The sequence below is a fragment of the Escherichia sp. 10290 genome, assembly GCF_030295155.1.
Lineage (GTDB): Bacteria > Pseudomonadota > Gammaproteobacteria > Enterobacterales > Enterobacteriaceae > Escherichia > Escherichia coli_F.
Genome location: NZ_AP025741.1, coordinates 3,077,691 through 3,095,096, shown reverse-complemented (window position 1 = coordinate 3,095,096; position 17,406 = coordinate 3,077,691). Strand labels below are relative to the sequence as shown.

14 protein-coding genes and 6 tRNA genes are annotated in these 17,406 nt (G+C 50.2%); 10 read left to right on the top strand and 10 right to left on the bottom strand.

The features are described from left to right. Positions 1-475 precede the first annotated feature (475 nt). Positions 476-1,360 carry an integrase domain-containing protein gene (locus tag QUE74_RS15670; protein ID WP_000041050.1) on the top strand — a complete coding sequence of 295 codons (885 nt, stop codon included), beginning with the start codon at positions 476-478 and terminating at the stop codon, positions 1,358-1,360. 1,145 nt (positions 1,361-2,505) lie between these two features. Here QUE74_RS15670 and QUE74_RS15665 read toward each other — a convergent pair. The 5 genes from QUE74_RS15665 to QUE74_RS15645 all read right to left on the bottom strand — a co-directional run bounded on the left by QUE74_RS15665 (position 2,506) and on the right by QUE74_RS15645 (position 4,379). After that, entirely contained in the window at positions 2,506-3,717 is a 1,212-nt protein-coding gene (locus tag QUE74_RS15665) for an integrase domain-containing protein (protein ID WP_000279887.1), read from the bottom strand. A 265-nt stretch (positions 3,718-3,982) separates the two neighbouring features. Then, positions 3,983-4,058 (bottom strand) — tRNA-Lys (locus tag QUE74_RS15660). A 4-nt stretch (positions 4,059-4,062) separates the two neighbouring features. Then, positions 4,063-4,138, bottom strand: a tRNA-Val gene (locus QUE74_RS15655). A 46-nt stretch (positions 4,139-4,184) separates the two neighbouring features. After that, a tRNA-Val gene (locus tag QUE74_RS15650) sits at positions 4,185-4,260 on the bottom strand. Positions 4,261-4,303: 43 nt separating this feature from the next. Beyond that, positions 4,304-4,379 (bottom strand) — tRNA-Val (locus QUE74_RS15645). A gap of 258 nt (positions 4,380-4,637) precedes the next feature. On the opposite strand from QUE74_RS15645, the gene gltX reads away from it, so the two are divergent. Continuing rightward, positions 4,638-6,053, top strand: a complete 1,416-nt coding sequence (gene gltX / locus QUE74_RS15640) for a glutamate--tRNA ligase (RefSeq protein ID WP_000695643.1) — start codon at positions 4,638-4,640, stop codon at positions 6,051-6,053. 50 nt (positions 6,054-6,103) lie between these two features. On the opposite strand, the gene QUE74_RS15635 is transcribed toward gltX, so the two are convergent. Both QUE74_RS15635 and QUE74_RS15630 read right to left on the bottom strand, forming a co-directional pair. After that, complete coding sequence (locus QUE74_RS15635; RefSeq protein WP_000826498.1) at positions 6,104-6,496, bottom strand: MerR family transcriptional regulator; 393 nt, start codon at positions 6,494-6,496, stop codon at positions 6,104-6,106. Position 6,497: 1 nt separating this feature from the next. Further along, entirely contained in the window at positions 6,498-6,857 is a 360-nt protein-coding gene (locus QUE74_RS15630; RefSeq protein ID WP_000472023.1) for a YfeC-like transcriptional regulator, read from the bottom strand. Between the two features lie 220 nt (positions 6,858-7,077). On the opposite strand from QUE74_RS15630, the gene QUE74_RS15625 reads away from it, so the two are divergent. The 3 genes from QUE74_RS15625 (at position 7,078) to QUE74_RS15615 (ending at position 9,664) form a co-directional block, all read left to right on the top strand. Next, positions 7,078-7,153, top strand: a tRNA-Ala gene (locus tag QUE74_RS15625). A 39-nt stretch (positions 7,154-7,192) separates the two neighbouring features. Continuing rightward, positions 7,193-7,268 (top strand) — tRNA-Ala (locus QUE74_RS15620). Positions 7,269-7,474: 206 nt separating this feature from the next. Then, a complete protein-coding gene (locus QUE74_RS15615) occupies positions 7,475-9,664 on the top strand; it encodes a bifunctional diguanylate cyclase/phosphodiesterase (protein ID WP_001354804.1) in 2,190 nt (729 codons plus the stop codon). Positions 9,665-9,806: 142 nt separating this feature from the next. On the opposite strand, the gene nupC is transcribed toward QUE74_RS15615, so the two are convergent. Beyond that, positions 9,807-11,009 (bottom strand): nucleoside permease NupC, encoded by a 1,203-nt coding sequence (gene nupC / locus QUE74_RS15610; RefSeq protein ID WP_001317971.1) that lies wholly within the window; start codon positions 11,007-11,009, stop codon positions 9,807-9,809. Between the two features lie 298 nt (positions 11,010-11,307). On the opposite strand from nupC, the gene QUE74_RS29625 reads away from it, so the two are divergent. Beyond that, a complete protein-coding gene (locus QUE74_RS29625; protein ID WP_418517219.1) occupies positions 11,308-11,352 on the top strand; it encodes a hypothetical protein in 45 nt (14 codons plus the stop codon). Continuing rightward, the gene (locus QUE74_RS15605; protein WP_000186373.1) at positions 11,345-12,583 is read left to right on the top strand and encodes an Nramp family divalent metal transporter; all 1,239 of its coding nucleotides are present in this window, start codon (positions 11,345-11,347) and stop codon (positions 12,581-12,583) included. Before QUE74_RS29625 ends, QUE74_RS15605 begins: the two co-directional genes overlap by 8 nt. 141 nt (positions 12,584-12,724) lie before the next feature. Here the strand turns inward: QUE74_RS15605 and ypeC are convergent, their stop codons facing one another. Both ypeC and QUE74_RS15595 read right to left on the bottom strand, forming a co-directional pair. Next, the gene (gene ypeC / locus QUE74_RS15600; RefSeq protein WP_000490084.1) at positions 12,725-13,051 is read right to left on the bottom strand and encodes a DUF2502 domain-containing protein YpeC; all 327 of its coding nucleotides are present in this window, start codon (positions 13,049-13,051) and stop codon (positions 12,725-12,727) included. Between the two features lie 114 nt (positions 13,052-13,165). Then, positions 13,166-14,422 (bottom strand): ion channel protein, encoded by a 1,257-nt coding sequence (locus tag QUE74_RS15595; RefSeq protein ID WP_000903120.1) that lies wholly within the window; start codon positions 14,420-14,422, stop codon positions 13,166-13,168. Positions 14,423-14,625: 203 nt separating this feature from the next. On the opposite strand from QUE74_RS15595, the gene glk reads away from it, so the two are divergent. From glk to QUE74_RS15580, 3 genes are all read left to right on the top strand, one after another. Continuing rightward, complete coding sequence (gene glk / locus QUE74_RS15590) at positions 14,626-15,591, top strand: glucokinase (protein ID WP_000170346.1); 966 nt, start codon at positions 14,626-14,628, stop codon at positions 15,589-15,591. A gap of 218 nt (positions 15,592-15,809) precedes the next feature. Then, positions 15,810-16,136: a PTS fructose transporter subunit IIB gene (locus tag QUE74_RS15585; RefSeq protein ID WP_001354802.1), complete on the top strand. Its 327-nt coding sequence runs from the start codon at positions 15,810-15,812 to the stop codon at positions 16,134-16,136. A gap of 21 nt (positions 16,137-16,157) precedes the next feature. Then, positions 16,158-17,405, top strand: a complete 1,248-nt coding sequence (locus tag QUE74_RS15580; RefSeq protein ID WP_000985352.1) for a PTS fructose transporter subunit IIC — start codon at positions 16,158-16,160, stop codon at positions 17,403-17,405. Position 17,406 lies beyond the last annotated feature (1 nt).

Here is a 17,406-nt window from a genome sequence, read left to right as displayed (position 1 = left end):
CCCTGCTGATGACCAGCGCCTTTTACATGACGGGCTGCGGCCTGCATTGCCGTCAGGCTTTGCTGCCGCGTGACCGTTAATCTACCAGACTGTTAATTTTCGAATACTGCACCAGAAACGCAATGTTTACCCCTTGCACCAGACGAGGCGTCACTTTGATCGCGTCAGCGAAAAAGCAAAGTGACGCCGCACAACTCACCGCCGCAAGCCGCGCCAGTTCTGGCCTGCGCCCTGTTTCCGCCGTCTGACATGCCCTTTGGGGCCGTTGTCAGCTCAGAGTAAAGGAGAAAAAGATCGATACCGAGGGGGGCACGACGCCCCGGAGACACCCCTGCTTCGTCAGGCAGTCTGTACTGCGTACAGCCTGAAACTCCCTAAACCTCAACAAACTGCCACTCCGGCGTGAAGGTATCGTTCTGGCGCAGCCAAAAAGCACACGCCGGAGACTGTTTGTTTTTGTTGTCAGGGGAGAGTCATGAGCAAATTAAGCAGTGAAATGAAGGCGCTGGCGAAGAAAGCGGGCGGCAGCTTCAAAACGGTGAATGATCGTATTCATGCCACGAAGCGGTTCAGCCAGCATTTACGCGAACTGAATATCCAGATCCAGCGGGTGGAGCAGATCAAAGTTCGCCATATCGAATGCTACATTCAGGAGCGGCTGGAGCAGGATATTGGTTTACGCACGCTGCAAAACGAAATGGCGGCGCTGCGCTCCGTACTGAGACTGGCGGGACGCCGACAGGTGGTGGAGCATCCGCGCCTGACCAATAAGGCGCTGGGGCTGTCAGGCGCTTCGCGCAACGGCACGCGCCGCGCCATTACGCCGGAACATTATGAAAAAGTGATGGAGAGCGCCCGTGCACAGGATGCGGGGCTGGCGGCAGCGGTGGAGATTGCGCGGCTGATGGGATTACGCTCGCAGGAGGCGGTACAGAGTTCACAGTCGCTGAAAACGTGGCTGAAAGCCATTTCCCGCGGCGAAACCCGGCTGAAAGTGGTGTTTGGTACCAAAGGCGGGCGTCCACGTTACACAACGATCCTGGACGCTGGTGCAGTCAGAAAGGCGGTGGAAAACGCGTTACCGATCGCCAGACAGCGCAATGGCAGGCTGATCGACAGGCCTGACCTCAAAACAGCGCTGGAGAGCTGGCACAAACAGGCCATTAAGGCGGGACTGAAGGGGGAATTTTCCCCGCACTCACTGCGTTATGCATGGGCACAGGACGCGATCCGTTATTATCTGGCGCAGGGATTCAGCGAAAAAGAATCCCTGGCGCTGACGGCAACGGATCTGGGCCACGGCGACGGTCGCGGCCGCTGGGTGAAACAGGTGTACGGCTACCGCTGGAAGGAGGAATAACTGAATTCATGAATGGCGCAAAATAGTACGTTATTGTGTAATGACAGCAATCAGTCTGGCGCAGGGACCGGATGAAATAAAACAACCGGATACCTGCCGTTATCACTTAACAATATAGTGATAATATTGTTACTGTATGGCGAGTAAATATCAATAACCCAGACCTTCCTGCTTCATCAGTGTGTTTTTCTGGAATATTATAGTGATTACCCCTGTAATCACTCGAAACGTTCCCTATTGATAACAGGTGTTTTAATCGTTTTTACCGATACCACAGGACTGGGAAAATGTTAAAATGCCAATTCACCAGAATTTCACATTAATTCTGGCGCAGGATTATATCTGAATAATTCTCTCCATGTTTTCCTGCATCCTGTGACATATATTGTATGCTCACAGAATGTCTCATGATTTTATAAAAAATGCTGCGACAGTTTTTGACATCATTACCTGCTACATATAGATTAACAATCTTCGGTGCTTCATGTTGTTTTTTGCACTTTGTGATCATTATCAGGTGGTTAAAATACAATCTGGTGCAGACTGTCATGGCGCATTTCCAAATAAACTGGTTGCGCCAGAAAGGGAAAGGGTCATAAAGGTTAAGGGGCAATAAGGGTAACAGCGCCTGACCGGAAAGGGCGGAAAACTAAAGGGCCAGAAACTGGCGCAGTCCTGAGTATTTTAAATCGCAGGATGCTGGTGTAGATATCGGCTAATCCGAAATGGTGCAGGATTTTATCTCTGCGTATCTGGTGCGGTTCTTAAAGGTTGCAGGATATATTTTCATGATCAGGTTGTGGTGCAGATATTTTTGCGTATTAATTGTTTTTTCCGTGAAATTATCGCTTATTGATAGATTTCCACCTGTTTTGATTTGCATGCAAATCAAAACGGTCAGTTTCCTATTAATAAGGCGTTAATTAATAGGTTTTTACCCAAAATTATTCACTGGTGAATAATTTCGTACTATTTCCAATTAATAATAACAAACACAATGGCAATACCTCTCAATACAAAAAAGCAGATCCCCGTCAATCAGGATCTGCTTTTCCATTTTTACAGAATTACATTATTTCTGACTCAGGCAGGCCTGTGTCACCAGGTATGGCTGATAACGGCTATTTCTGTTGCCATATGGAGCACTATATTGCCCTTACAGTCACAGATGCCTCACTGATCTTCTGCCCCCACCAATTCATCAGTTCCACACGCTGAACCAGGTAAACTGCGCGGTTGTAGGCAACACGTGTTGGATTTTCATCAATATGTGACAAAACTGCTTCCACCGCATCCGGCATAAATCCGGCTTCATGCAGCGCCGTACTGCCCAGCGCGCGGAAACCATGTGAAACCAACTCGCCGCCGTAACCCATCCGCCATAATGCCTTGTTGACCGTCTCACTGTGCATTGGCTGGCTGCGTTTAACCCTGCCGGGAAAGACATACAGCGAATGCTCACTTAATGGCTTAAGCTGCGCCAATACCGACATTGCCTGTGGTGACAGTGGCACCTGGTGCTCACGCTTCATCTTCATGCGTTCAGCCGGGATAGTCCAGAGCCGTTTATCCATATCAATCTCACACCACATCGTTCCTGCGGCCTCAGCAGGGCGTACCAGGGTCAGGAGTTGCCATTGCAGCAATAACCGCGTCATGGGGCTTAAACAGGTTGTGTGGACCCGCTGCATGAGTTCCGGCAGACGCTCCGGGCGAATGGTCGGCATATGCTGCTTTTTCGGCTTCACGAATGCTTCATCAATGGTTGACGCCGGGTTTGCATCCAGCAGGCCTGTATTAATGGCGAATTTCATGACCTCATTAATTCGCTGCGTCAGCCGGTGCAACGTCTCCAGCGTGCCACGCGCCCGTACAGGCTCCAGGGCGGAAATAAGCGTGTGCGCTTTCAGTTCTGTCACTGGCATCTGCCCAATGGCCGGGAACACATCGCGCTCCAGCGATCTCCAGATATCGTCTGCATAATCTTCGGAGATTCTGGTTTTCTTCACCGCGAACCATCTCGTCGCCACATTAATAAACAGGCTCTCCACCGCCAGCCGCTCCCGTTCGGCTTCCTCCTGCTCCAGTTTCTTTGGGTCAATACCTTTCACAAGCAGGGAAAGCTGTTCGGCGTGTAATGCGCGTGCGCTGGCAAGCGACATGGCAGGATAATGCCCGAGAGTGATGGTGGTTCGCGCAGTCGAATTTGGCCGTTTGTAACGAAAACGCCAGATCTTTTTACCGCTGGTTCTGACAAACAGGGTCAGCCCCTGCCCGTCAAACAGTTCGTAATCTTTATCAGAGGGTTTTGCTTTCTGGACTTCGCAAGCTGATAACGGACGGGTAAGAACAGCCATACAATCACTCCTTAAATGTCAGTTGAAAATGACAGTGATTGAGTGGTGCAATATTTTGTTTTCTTGAAGTTTTTTCAGCAGGAAACTGAATATGGGCCTACAAGATTTCCACCGCCAGAAGCATAGGCCCATTCGTAGGCCCATTTGCTCTGGATTCCCCGAACCCCGGAGAGAAGCATACAGACGAAAAAAAACCGTATCCTGTTGACAGTGATACGGTTTTCTTACTTCCCCGGACTCTATGAGACATCCCAAGAATGTATGTTGGTGGGTCGTGCAGGATTCGAACCTGCGACCAATTGATTAAAAGTCAACTGCTCTACCAACTGAGCTAACGACCCGAAGTGGTGGGTGATGACGGGATCGAACCGCCGACCCCCTCCTTGTAAGGGAGGTGCTCTCCCAGCTGAGCTAATCACCCACTTCGGTACTTCACATTGTTACAAGAAATCTAGCTGGCGAGAAAGTGGTGGGTGATGACGGGATCGAACCGCCGACCCCCTCCTTGTAAGGGAGGTGCTCTCCCAGCTGAGCTAATCACCCACTTCTCAATTTCTTGCTACACGGCGGAGACTACATAAGTAGTTGGTGGGTGATGACGGGATCGAACCGCCGACCCCCTCCTTGTAAGGGAGGTGCTCTCCCAGCTGAGCTAATCACCCCCGCTGTGTGGAGTCGCATTATAGGGAGAGTTCAAAATGAGTCAACGCATTTTCTAAAGAAATTGTTCGTTCGTCGTAAATTTAAGCAAGATGATCGCAAAACAGACCGTGTTGCGCAATTTGTCAACGAAAACAATAATGCGTAAGGTTGCAACCCGAACTACATTGAGGAATCAGGCGGGAGTGATAGAATATCGCCCACTCAATTTTTCCAGGATTTGCCGGTTGTCGGCATCTTTCTAAACGTAAGGCCATTTCATGAAAATCAAAACTCGCTTCGCGCCAAGCCCAACAGGCTATCTACACGTTGGCGGCGCGCGTACTGCTCTTTACTCCTGGCTTTTTGCACGTAACCACGGCGGTGAGTTCGTGCTGCGTATTGAAGACACCGATCTTGAGCGTTCCACGCCGGAAGCTATCGAAGCCATTATGGATGGTATGAACTGGCTGAGCCTGGAGTGGGATGAAGGTCCGTACTTCCAGACCAAACGTTTTGATCGCTACAACGCGGTGATCGATCAGATGCTGGAAGAGGGCACTGCCTATAAATGCTACTGCTCCAAAGAGCGTCTGGAAGCGCTGCGTGAAGAGCAAATGGCAAAAGGTGAGAAACCACGTTATGACGGTCGCTGCCGCCACAGTCATGAGCATCACGCTGATGATGAGCCGTGTGTCGTACGTTTTGCTAACCCGCAGGAAGGTTCTGTTGTTTTTGACGATCAGATCCGTGGTCCGATCGAGTTCAGCAACCAGGAGCTGGATGATCTGATTATCCGCCGTACCGATGGTTCCCCAACCTATAACTTCTGTGTGGTTGTCGATGACTGGGATATGGAAATCACCCACGTTATCCGTGGCGAAGACCATATCAACAACACACCGCGCCAGATTAACATTCTTAAGGCTCTGAAAGCGCCGGTACCGGTTTACGCGCACGTTTCTATGATCAACGGCGATGACGGTAAAAAACTGTCCAAACGTCACGGGGCGGTCAGCGTAATGCAGTATCGTGATGATGGTTATCTGCCTGAAGCACTGCTGAACTATCTGGTGCGTCTGGGCTGGTCCCACGGCGATCAGGAAATCTTCACTCGTGAAGAGATGATTAAATACTTCACTCTGAATGCCGTCAGCAAATCTGCCAGTGCGTTCAACACCGACAAGCTGCTGTGGCTGAACCATCACTACATTAACGCGCTGCCGCCGGAGTATGTTGCTACTCACTTACAATGGCACATTGAGCAGGAAAATATCGATACCCGTAACGGCCCGCAGCTGGCTGATCTGGTGAAACTGCTGGGCGAACGCTGCAAGACGCTGAAAGAGATGGCACAGAGCTGCCGTTATTTCTACGAAGATTTTGCTGAGTTCGATGCCGACGCCGCGAAAAAACATCTGCGTCCGGTAGCGCGTCAGCCGCTGGAAGTGGTTCGTGACAAACTGACTGCGATTACTGACTGGACCGCTGAAAACGTTCATCACGCTATTCAGGCGACGGCGGATGAGCTGGAAGTGGGTATGGGTAAAGTTGGTATGCCGCTGCGTGTCGCCGTAACCGGTGCGGGGCAGTCTCCGGCGCTGGATGTTACCGTTCACGCAATCGGTAAGACCCGCAGTATCGAGCGTATCAACAAAGCGCTGGCTTTTATTGCTGAACGCGAAAATCAGCAGTAATTAGCGCATAAAAGATAAACGGCAGGAGAGATACCCCTGCCGTTTTTTATTTATTCTGATTCATCTATGTCGAGACGAGCAAGGAAATGACGAATTCCTTCACGTGACAAAAATTGCGCAACTTTTTCCTGCTCACTGTGAGTCATGTTGTCTATTGCGCTGATGATTTGCCGATAAGCGGGAGTGCGAATCCCCGGTGCATATTCGGCAAGCGGTTCTTCGGCTTCCAGAAGCATCGGCGTGTTATGGAAGGCTGGCGTGTTCTGAATAAACTCGCAAACTTGCGTATCGACCAGAATAAGTCTGGCACGACCGCCTTTCACGCCGGGAAATTTTTCCGTTTTCCAGCCTTTCTCTCTGATCCAACGGTTAACAGTTTGTTTAGCCACACCGAGGCATTCCGCCAGTTCTTCGGTGGTCATTTTATTGCGTAATCTTTTCATATTATTTGCTATCGCGAATCCCTAAGCGTTGTAATAACCCGATAATCCCTTCCCGCAGAAGCAAGGATGTAAACTGTTTTTGTTCAACTGGCGTCATCTCTTTCGCCAGTGTCACCAGTAACACTTCAAGCGGCGTATCACCAGACAGGGCAGGTGCTTCTCCCTGACCTTCCGGACGCTCTGCATTCCGAATATATTCACGAACCTGTTCATTGACGTGAACCAGTCTGGCTTTGCCACCCTGGACGCCTGGTTTTGGTGACGTCGTCCAGCCTTCCTTGCGTACCCATTTATTAATGGTCTGACGGCTATAACCGGTCAGTCTGGCAAGTTCATCTGGCGTCATCCTCTCCTTGAACATAACAATTCCCTGAATGTATGTAGGTCTATTAGCGGTTCATTTTATAACACCACTTTACAGGAAACCGTGACATGAATAACTACTGAATGCGAGCGGTTTTCCAAAATTGTTCATTTGCCTGATTTTTCAGCGATTGAAACTACACGCTGCAATTTGCCGTTGACACATTCGGGCGGAATTCATATGATGCCGCCCGTCAACTCGACAAGCTTTACGTGATGGGGCTATAGCTCAGCTGGGAGAGCGCTTGCATGGCATGCAAGAGGTCAGCGGTTCGATCCCGCTTAGCTCCACCAAATTTTGCACCCAGCAAATTTGGTACGTAAACGACTCGTGGGGCTATAGCTCAGCTGGGAGAGCGCTTGCATGGCATGCAAGAGGTCAGCGGTTCGATCCCGCTTAGCTCCACCAAATTTCAAACCCTCGCTGCAAAGCGGGGGTTTTTTGTCTCTGCCTTTTGCCGCTTTTGTAATACAGTCTACATCCTGGCAGTGCCGTGTGGTGAATGCATCACTGACTGAAAAAACAGCAACAGGCTGGCCCCTGTTTGCTTCGCGATGCGAATAAACTTATTATTTGTGTGCCTGAAAACCCCGATCAGTGAGAGTAGTGTACTCATGTTTGTGGAGCATAACCTGATAAAAAATATCAAGATATTCACACTAGCGTTTACGCTCACCGTGGTACTTATTCAGCTATCCCGTTTTATTTCGCCACTTGCCATTATCCATTCCAGTTATATCTTTCTGGCGTGGATGCCACTGTGCGTAATGCTGTCAATCTTGTTTATCTTTGGCTGGCGCGGTGTCGTTCCCGTTTTATGCGGGATGTTTTGCACCAATCTGTGGAACTTTCATCTCTCTTTTTTACAGACCGCGGTCATGCTCGGCAGCCAGACGTTTGCAGTCCTGTGTGCCTGTGCAATATTACGCTGGCAATTGGGAACGCGTTGGCGTTATGGTTTGACCAGCCGATACGTCTGGCAACGTCTCTTCTGGCTTGGTTTGGTGGCACCGATTGGCATCAAATGCAGCATGTATCTTGTGGGGAATTTCTTTGATTTTCCGCTAAAGATATCTACCTTTTTCGGCGATGCGGATGCCATTTTCACGGTCGTTGATTTGCTAAGCCTTTTCACCGCAGTGCTGATTTACAACATGCTGTTTTACTATCTCACCCGCATGATTGTAAGTCCCCACTTTGCGCAGATACTGTGGCGCAGGGATATCGCTCCGTCGTTGAGCAAAGAGAAACGCGCATTTACCTTAAGCTGGCTGGCAGCTCTTAGCGTGCTGCTACTTCTGATGTGTACACCGTATGAAAATGACTTCATTGCCGGTTACCTGGTACCTGTTTTCTTTATCATCTTTACCCTCGGGGTCGGTAAGCTTCGCTATCCGTTTTTAAATCTCACCTGGGCTGTTTCAACGCTTTGCCTGCTGAATTACAACCAGAACTTTTTGCAAGGGGTACTAACCGAATATTCGCTGGCATTTATTCTCGCAGTGCTGATTTCCTTTAGTGTTTGCCTGCTCTATATGGTGCGCATTTATCATCGTAGTGAATGGCTTAACCGACGCTGGCATTTGCAGGCGCTGACCGATCCGTTAACGCTCTTACCCAACTTTCGCGCGTTGGAACAAGCACCAGAGCAAGAGGCTGGCAAGAGTTTTTGCTGCCTGCGTATTGATAACCTTGAGTTTATGAGTCGTCATTACGGGTTAATGATGCGCGTTCACTGTATCCGCTCAATTTACCGTACGTTAATGCCGCTGATGCAGGAAAACGAAAAGTTGTATCAATTGCCGGGGAGTGAACTGCTATTAGTACTGAGCGGGCCGGAAACGGAAGGGCGACTCCAGCATATGGTTAACATCCTGAATAGTCGGCAAATTCACTGGAACAATACCGGGCTGGATATGGGCTATGGTGCTGCCTGGGGGCGTTTTGATGGAAATCAGGAAACCCTGCAACCCTTGTTGGGGCAGTTAAGCTGGCTGGCGGAGCAATCCTGCGCACATCATCATGTGCTGGCGCTGGATAGCAGAGAGGAGATGGTTTCCGGGCAGACCACTAAACAGGTGCTATTGCTGAATACCATTCGCACGGCGTTAGATCAGGGGGATTTGCTGCTCTACGCCCAGCCAATTCGCAACAAAGAGGGTGAAGGTTATGATGAGATCCTCGCGCGACTGAAATATGACGGCGGCATTATGACCCCGGATAAGTTTCTGCCCCTTATTGCTCAGTTTAACCTTAGCGCGCGTTTTGATTTGCAAGTGCTGGAATCCTTGTTGAAGTGGCTGGCCACACACCCTTGCGACAAAAAAGGCCCGCGCTTTTCAGTTAATTTAATGCCGCTCACGCTGCTACAAAAGAATATTGCCGGGCGGATTATTCGTCTGTTTAAGCGTTATCACATCTCCCCGCAGGCGGTCATTCTTGAGATCACCGAGGAGCAGGCGTTTTCTAACGCAGAAAGCAGCATGTACAACATCGAGCAGCTGCATAAGTTTGGTTTCCGGATTGCGATTGATGATTTTGGCACCGGCTATGCCAACTACGAACGGTTAAAGCGTTTGCAGGCTGATATCATCAAAATCGATGGCGTCTTTGTGAAAGATATCGTCACGAACACGCTGGATGCGATGATTGTGAGATCAATTACCGATCTGGCGAAAGCGAAGTCATTGAGTGTGGTCGCGGAGTTTGTCGAGACGCCACAGCAGCAGGCGCTATTGCATAAGCTCGGGGTGCAATATCTGCAAGGGTATTTGATTGGTCGCCCTCAGCCATTAACTGATTAACAGGCGTAAAAAAAGCAGGGAATTATCCCCGGCTTTTGTGGCTGATGACAAACAGAAAAATGCCTGATGCGCTACGCTTATCAGGCCTACATGGAATTGAAGCCGGGGAATTATCCCCGGCTTTTTAATTAATGAATTGGACTTACAGCACCAGTGCTGCGATTGACGCAGACAGCACACTCACCAGAGTAGAGCCGTAAACCAGTTTCAGACCGAAGCGAGAAACCACGTTACCTTGCTCTTCATTCAGGCCTTTAACTGCACCTGCGATAATCCCGATAGAAGAGAAGTTAGCGAAGGAAACCAGGAACACAGAGATGATGCCTTCAGCACGCGGAGAGAGCGTGGAAGCAATTTTCTGCAGATCCATCATCGCAACGAACTCGTTGGAAACCAGTTTGGTCGCCATAATACTGCCCACTTGCAGTGCTTCACTGGAAGGAACACCCATCACCCAAGCAACCGGATAGAAGATGTAGCCCAGGATGCCCTGGAAGGAGATGCTGTAGCCAAACCAGCCAGTCACAGTGGCAAACAGTGCGTTCAGCGCAGCGATCAGGGCGATAAAGCCGATCAGCATCGCGGCAACGATAATGGCAACTTTGAAACCTGCCAGAATGTATTCACCCAGCATTTCGAAGAAGCTCTGACCTTCGTGCAGGTTGGACATCTGAATGTTTTCTTCACTGGCATCAACACGGTAAGGGTTGATCAGCGACAGCACGATAAAGGTGCTGAACATGTTCAGTACCAGCGCCGCAACGACGTATTTCGGCTCCAGCATCGTCATGTATGCACCAACGATGGACATCGACACGGTGGACATCGCCGTAGCTGCCATGGTGTACATACGATTGCGGGAGATTTTGCCGAGGATATCTTTATAGGCAATAAAGTTTTCAGACTGACCCAGAATCAGAGAGCTGACGGCGTTGAAGGATTCCAGTTTGCCCATACCGTTGACTTTGGAGAGCAGGAAACCAATTGCGCGGATAATCACCGGCAACACGCGAATGTGCTGGAGAATACCGATCAGCGCAGAGATAAAGACGATTGGGCACAGCACTTTCAGGAAGAAGAATGCCAGGCCTTGATCATTCATGCTACCAAAGACGAAGTTAGTCCCTTCGTTGGCAAATCCGAGCAGTTTCTCAAACATTTCGGAGAAGCCTTTCACGAAGCCCAAACCAACGTCGGAGTTCAGGAAGAACCACGCCAGTAACACTTCGATAACAAGCAGTTGAATAACATAACGGATACGAATTTTTTTGCGGTCGCTGCTTACCAGCAGTGCGAGAATCGCAACAACGGCAAGTGCCAGTACAAAATGAAGGACGCGGTCCATATTTGCTCCAAATATGAGGCAGGTTAAATTTCCGTGCACATTCTATGTAACATGGTTAAGGAAAACGAGATCTGACACACACTATAATGACGTCCTGTGACAAGCTTCAAAAATAGTGAGCTGTCATACATTTCTGCTATGTTGTGTATGGAAGCTGAAAGTTATGTAAATGTGCTAACATTAAACATAATCACAACATTCAAGTCATCAATCTTTTCGTCGTCATAATTCTGGTCTATCAAAGAAATCATCACAATCCACTTAAATGAATTTGATAATCATTCTCGTTTGACATAGCATGAAACATAGCAAAGGCTATGTTTTAGAGGCACAAGATGACTAACTATCGCGTTGAGAGTAGCAGCGGACGGGCGGCGCGCAAGATGAGGCTCGCATTAATGGGACCTGCGTTCATTGCGGCGATTGGTTATATCGATCCTGGTAACTTTGCGACCAATATTCAGGCCGGGGCCAGCTTCGGCTATCAGCTACTGTGGGTTGTCGTTTGGGCCAACCTGATGGCGATGCTGATTCAGATACTGTCTGCCAAACTGGGGATTGCCACCGGTAAAAACCTGGCGGAGCAGATTCGCGATCACTATCCGCGTCCCGTAGTGTGGTTCTATTGGGTTCAGGCAGAAATCATTGCGATGGCAACCGACCTGGCGGAATTTATTGGTGCGGCGATCGGTTTTAAACTCATTCTGGGTGTTTCGCTGTTGCAGGGCGCGGTGCTGACGGGGATCGCGACTTTCCTGATTTTAATGCTGCAACGTCGAGGGCAAAAACCGCTGGAGAAAGTGATTGGCGGGTTACTGCTGTTTGTTGCTGCGGCTTACATTGTAGAGTTGATTTTCTCCCAGCCTAACCTAGCGCAACTGGGTAAAGGAATGGTAATCCCGAGTTTACCCACCTCGGAGGCAGTCTTCCTGGCGGCAGGTGTGTTGGGGGCGACGATTATGCCGCACGTGATTTATTTACACTCTTCGCTGACTCAGCATTTACATGGTGGTTCGCGTCAACAACGTTATTCTGCCACCAAATGGGATGTGGCTATCGCTATGACTATTGCCGGTTTTGTCAATCTGGCGATGATGGCGACGGCTGCGGCGGCGTTCCACTTTTCCGGTCATACTGGCGTTGCCGATCTTGATGAGGCTTATCTGACGCTGCAACCGTTGTTAAGCCATGCTGCGGCAACGGTCTTTGGTTTAAGCCTGGTTGCTGCGGGACTGTCCTCAACGGTTGTGGGGACACTGGCGGGGCAGGTAGTGATGCAGGGCTTCATTCGTTTTCATATCCCGCTGTGGGTGCGTCGCACCGTTACCATGTTGCCGTCATTTATTGTCATTCTGATGGGATTAGATCCGACACGGATTCTGGTTATGAGCCAGGTGCTGTTAAGTTTTGGTATCGCTCTGGCGCTGGTTCCACTACTAATTTTTACCAGTGACAGTAGGTTGATGGGCGATCTGGTGAACAGCAAACGCGTAAAACAGATAGGCTGGGTGATTGTGGTGCTGGTAGTGGCGCTGAATATCTGGTTGTTAGTGGGAACGGCTCTGGGGCTATAGTTCAACTGGCGTCGTACCAGGCATCACTGGCGGATGCGGCGTAAAACGCCTTATCCGCCCTACACATTAAAGAGCCGGTTTGTAGGCCTGATAAGACGCGCTAGCGTCGCATCAGGCATTGTGCTCCAGTGGCGAATGTGTTTAATGGCGATGCCCATGTCCGCGGCCCTTTCCGCGATGATCATCACGATCGCGCCAGCCTTCACGATAGCCACGCTCATAGGCTTTACGCTTATCCCAGCCACGGTGGTAGCCATTATCATGACGCCACCAGCGGTTTTTACGCCATTCATAATTGCGATGCCAGTAGTCACGGTCGCGCCAGTGACCACCGTCCCAGTAATTACCGTAATGATCGCGATCGCCAATTTGTAATTTGATTGATGGCAGTAGGGTGATTTCACCTGCGTTTGCCACAAGCGGGGTAAATGCCATCAGGGCGGCCGCCAGAAACAGTGACCTGAACATTGTTATTCTCCTTCACGATCGAAGCCGTCAGCGGCCTGTTAACGCAATATTACGGGGAGGTAAAGCCCCGTATCATCGCCATAACTCTTAAATCATAAAGGAGAGCATTTTTTGCTAAATGTTATCGTGGGGTGGCTGTTGCTTCGGACGATTGACTATCATCATCGGCTTACCTGCTAATAACAGCCATGCCGGAAGCATGACGATACAGAGCAGCGGTAGCAATGTGGTATTGGGTACAACGACTGCCGCCATAAAAAGACTTAACCAGCCATCGCGTGTTACCACCAGCACGATGCCGAGAATAGCGCAGGAAACGGTTATTGCCGCTGGAACGGCGGGAACGTGCTCATGCAGCATCAATCCTAATGCCACGCCGACAAACACTGCCGGGAAGATTCGCCCACCGCGAAAGCCGCTGGCGGCAGCAACCACGAGAGCGGCAAGTTTAATCACTGCCAGCAAAAAGTAATCGCTGGTGCTGAAAGCCTGATTTGCCACCATCTGCTGCATCTCATCCAGCCCTTTAAATAGCGAAACCGGTCCAGCAATAACCCCCAGAATACCGAGAATAAATCCGCCAACTCCTAGCATTAGCACCGGATTTTTAATCTGATGCATCATCGCGTGCAACCGTGGCAGACACCATACGGCAACCATCCCTGCTGCGATGGCAATAGCCGCCACAATTGCACCGCTGAGAATATCGGTCATCTCCATCTGCCCATAATGCGCAATGGGCAGTGAAAAATGAGGATGGAAAAATAATCCGGTAGTAAGTGCACCAGCTGCTGCGGCCATTAACGGCGCAAAGAGACGGTCCCATAGCGGAACCTCATTACTGCCATTTAAGGTTTGCGAAAATATCAACGCCGCTGCAACAGGTGTGCCAAACAGCGCGCCGATGGTTCCGGCAGAGGCTAAAATAGTCCACTCCATTCGGTTGACGCGCGGTAACAGACGAGCGCCAATGGCGACGGCAAGGGCGATATTGACGGTCATGATCGGATGTTCCGGCCCGAGACTGACGCCGCCAGCAAGACCGAGAATTAATGCTACGATAAGTCCTGGTAGCGCAGAGGGCGGAACCGGTGCGCCGATCAGCGGTTCACAGGCGGGGTCTGGCCCGGCATGCCCCTGGCTGAAACGGATAACCAACCCCACCGCAATACCTGTTAGCGTTAATATGGCGATGATCCAGAAAGGTGAATCCTGGGCTATCCCCAGAGTTCCCGGCAGTCGTTGCCAGAGCAAATTCTGTAATACCGAGGCGATTTTCATCACCACAATCAGAATAAGACTGGACGCAATCCCAATTGCCACGGCGGGGAGCGATAATAACAACATGGTTCTGGCTCGCGGATGGAGCATGTTCTATTCCTTATGCAGGGTCAGATACTTAGTTTGCCCAGCTTGCAAAAAGGCATCGCTGCAATTGGTGCTGAAACGATAAAGTAATTGTGTGACCCAGATCGATATTTACAGGGAGCCTGCCTTTCCGGCGTTGTTGTTATGCCCCCAGGTATTTACAGTGTGAGAAAGAATTATTTTGACTTTAGCGGAGCAGTTGAAGAATGACAAAGTATGCATTAGTCGGTGATGTGGGCGGCACCAACGCACGTCTTGCTCTGTGTGATATTGCCAGTGGTGAAATCTCGCAGGCTAAGACCTATTCAGGGCTTGATTACCCCAGCCTCGAAGCGGTCATTCGCGTTTATCTTGAAGAACATAAGGTCGAGGTGAAAGACGGCTGTATTGCCATCGCTTGCCCAATTACCGGTGACTGGGTGGCAATGACCAACCATACCTGGGCGTTCTCAATTGCCGAAATGAAAAAGAATCTCGGTTTTAGTCATCTGGAAATTATTAACGACTTTACCGCTGTATCGATGGCGATCCCGATGCTGAAAAAAGAGCATCTGATTCAGTTTGGTGGCGCAGAACCGGTAGAAGGTAAACCTATTGCGGTTTACGGTGCCGGAACAGGGCTTGGGGTTGCGCATCTGGTTCATGTTGATAAACGCTGGGTAAGCTTGCCAGGCGAAGGCGGTCACGTTGATTTTGCGCCGAATAGTGAAGAAGAGGCCATTATCCTCGAAATACTGCGTGCAGAAATTGGTCATGTTTCGGCAGAGCGCGTGCTTTCTGGTCCTGGGCTGGTGAATTTGTATCGCGCGATTGTGAAAGCCGACAACCGCCTGCCAGAAAATCTCAAGCCAAAAGATATTACCGAACGTGCGCTGGCTGACAGCTGCACCGATTGCCGCCGCGCGTTGTCGCTGTTTTGCGTCATTATGGGCCGTTTTGGCGGCAATCTGGCGCTCAATCTCGGGACATTTGGCGGCGTGTTTATTGCCGGTGGTATCGTGCCGCGCTTCCTTGAGTTCTTCAAAGCCTCTGGTTTCCGTGCCGCATTTGAAGATAAAGGGCGCTTTAAAGAATATGTCCATGATATTCCGGTGTATCTCATCGTCCATGACAATCCGGGCCTTCTTGGTTCCGGTGCACATTTACGCCAGACCTTAGGCCACATTCTGTAAATCCTTCCTGTTATATCGGGAGGTAACTCTCCCGATAATCTTTTAAATCATACAGTTAATTCAATTTTTCTTTGTGTCTCCTCACAAGGCCGACCTGCGTCACACTTCCGTACAGCGGGATTAATTCTCCAGTAAATGCATTATTTGTCTGGTAACGGCGATTTGTTTTGCACGTTCATAATTTCACTCGTCAACTATCACTGAACGAGGAATTAACGATGAGTAAGAAACTGATTGCCTTATGTGCCTGCCCAATGGGCCTGGCTCACACCTTTATGGCCGCTCAGGCGCTGGAAGAAGCGGCGGTAGACGCCGGTTATGAAGTGAAAATTGAAACCCAGGGTGCGGACGGCATCCAGAATCGTCTGACCGCGCAGGATATCGCCGAAGCGACCATCATCATCCACTCCGTGGCGGTTACCCCGGAAGATAACGAACGTTTCGAATCACGCGACGTTTATGAAATCACTTTGCAGGACGCAATTAAAAACGCTGCGGGCATCATCAAAGAAATCGAAGAGATGATTGCCTCTGAACAACAGTAATATTCGACAGGGATAATTGTTATGGCCATTAAAAAACGCAGTGCAACCGTTGTGCCTGGCGCATCCGGTGCGGCAGCGGCAGTTAAGAATCCGCAGGCCTCTAAAACCAGCTTCTGGGGTGAACTCCCGCAGCATGTGATGTCAGGGATTTCACGCATGGTGCCGACCTTAATTATGGGCGGTGTGATCCTCGCTTTCAGCCAGCTGATTGCTTATAGCTGGCTTAAAATTCCTGCGGATATCGGCATCATGGATGCGCTTAATAGCGGGAAATTCTCCGGTTTCGACCTCTCCTTACTGAAGTTTGCCTGGCTGTCACAGTCCTTTGGTGGCGTGCTGTTTGGCTTTGCCATACCGATGTTTGCCGCTTTTGTGGCGAACTCTATCGGTGGCAAACTGGCATTCCCGGCTGGTTTTATCGGCGGCTTGATGTCTACCCAGCCGACGCAACTGCTGAACTTCGATCCCAGCACGATGCAATGGGCGACCTCTTCGCCGGTGCCGTCCACCTTCATTGGTGCCCTGATTATTTCCATCGTTGCCGGTTACCTTGTGAAGTGGATGAACCAGAAAATCCAGTTACCGGATTTCCTGTTAGCGTTCAAAACCACATTTTTGCTACCGATTCTTTCCGCCATTTTTGTCATGCTGGCGATGTACTACGTCATCACCCCCTTTGGTGGCTGGATTAACGGTGGTATCCGTACCGTGCTGACTGCCGCAGGTGAGAAGGGCGCGCTAATGTATGCGATGGGTATCGCAGCAGCGACAGCAATCGACCTTGGTGGCCCGATCAACAAAGCCGCAGGTTTCGTTGCCTTCAGCTTTACCACTGACCACGTATTACCGGTCACCGCACGTTCTATCGCTATCGTTATTCCACCGATTGGTCTGGGTCTGGCGACCATTATTGACCGTCGTTTAACCGGCAAACGCCTGTTCAACGCTCAGCTTTATCCGCAGGGTAAAACCGCCATGTTCCTTGCCTTTATGGGGATCAGTGAGGGTGCGATTCCGTTTGCGCTGGAAAGCCCCATCACCGCCATTCCGTCGTATATGGTTGGCGCGATTGTCGGCTCAACCGCCGCAGTCTGGCTGGGTGCAGTTCAATGGTTCCCGGAATCTGCTATCTGGGCATGGCCGCTGGTCACTAACCTCGGTGTCTATATGGCGGGGATCGCGCTGGGAGCAATCATTACTGCGCTGATGGTGGTGTTCCTGCGTCTGATGATGTTCCGTAAAGGCAAATTGTTAATCGATAGCCTGTAAG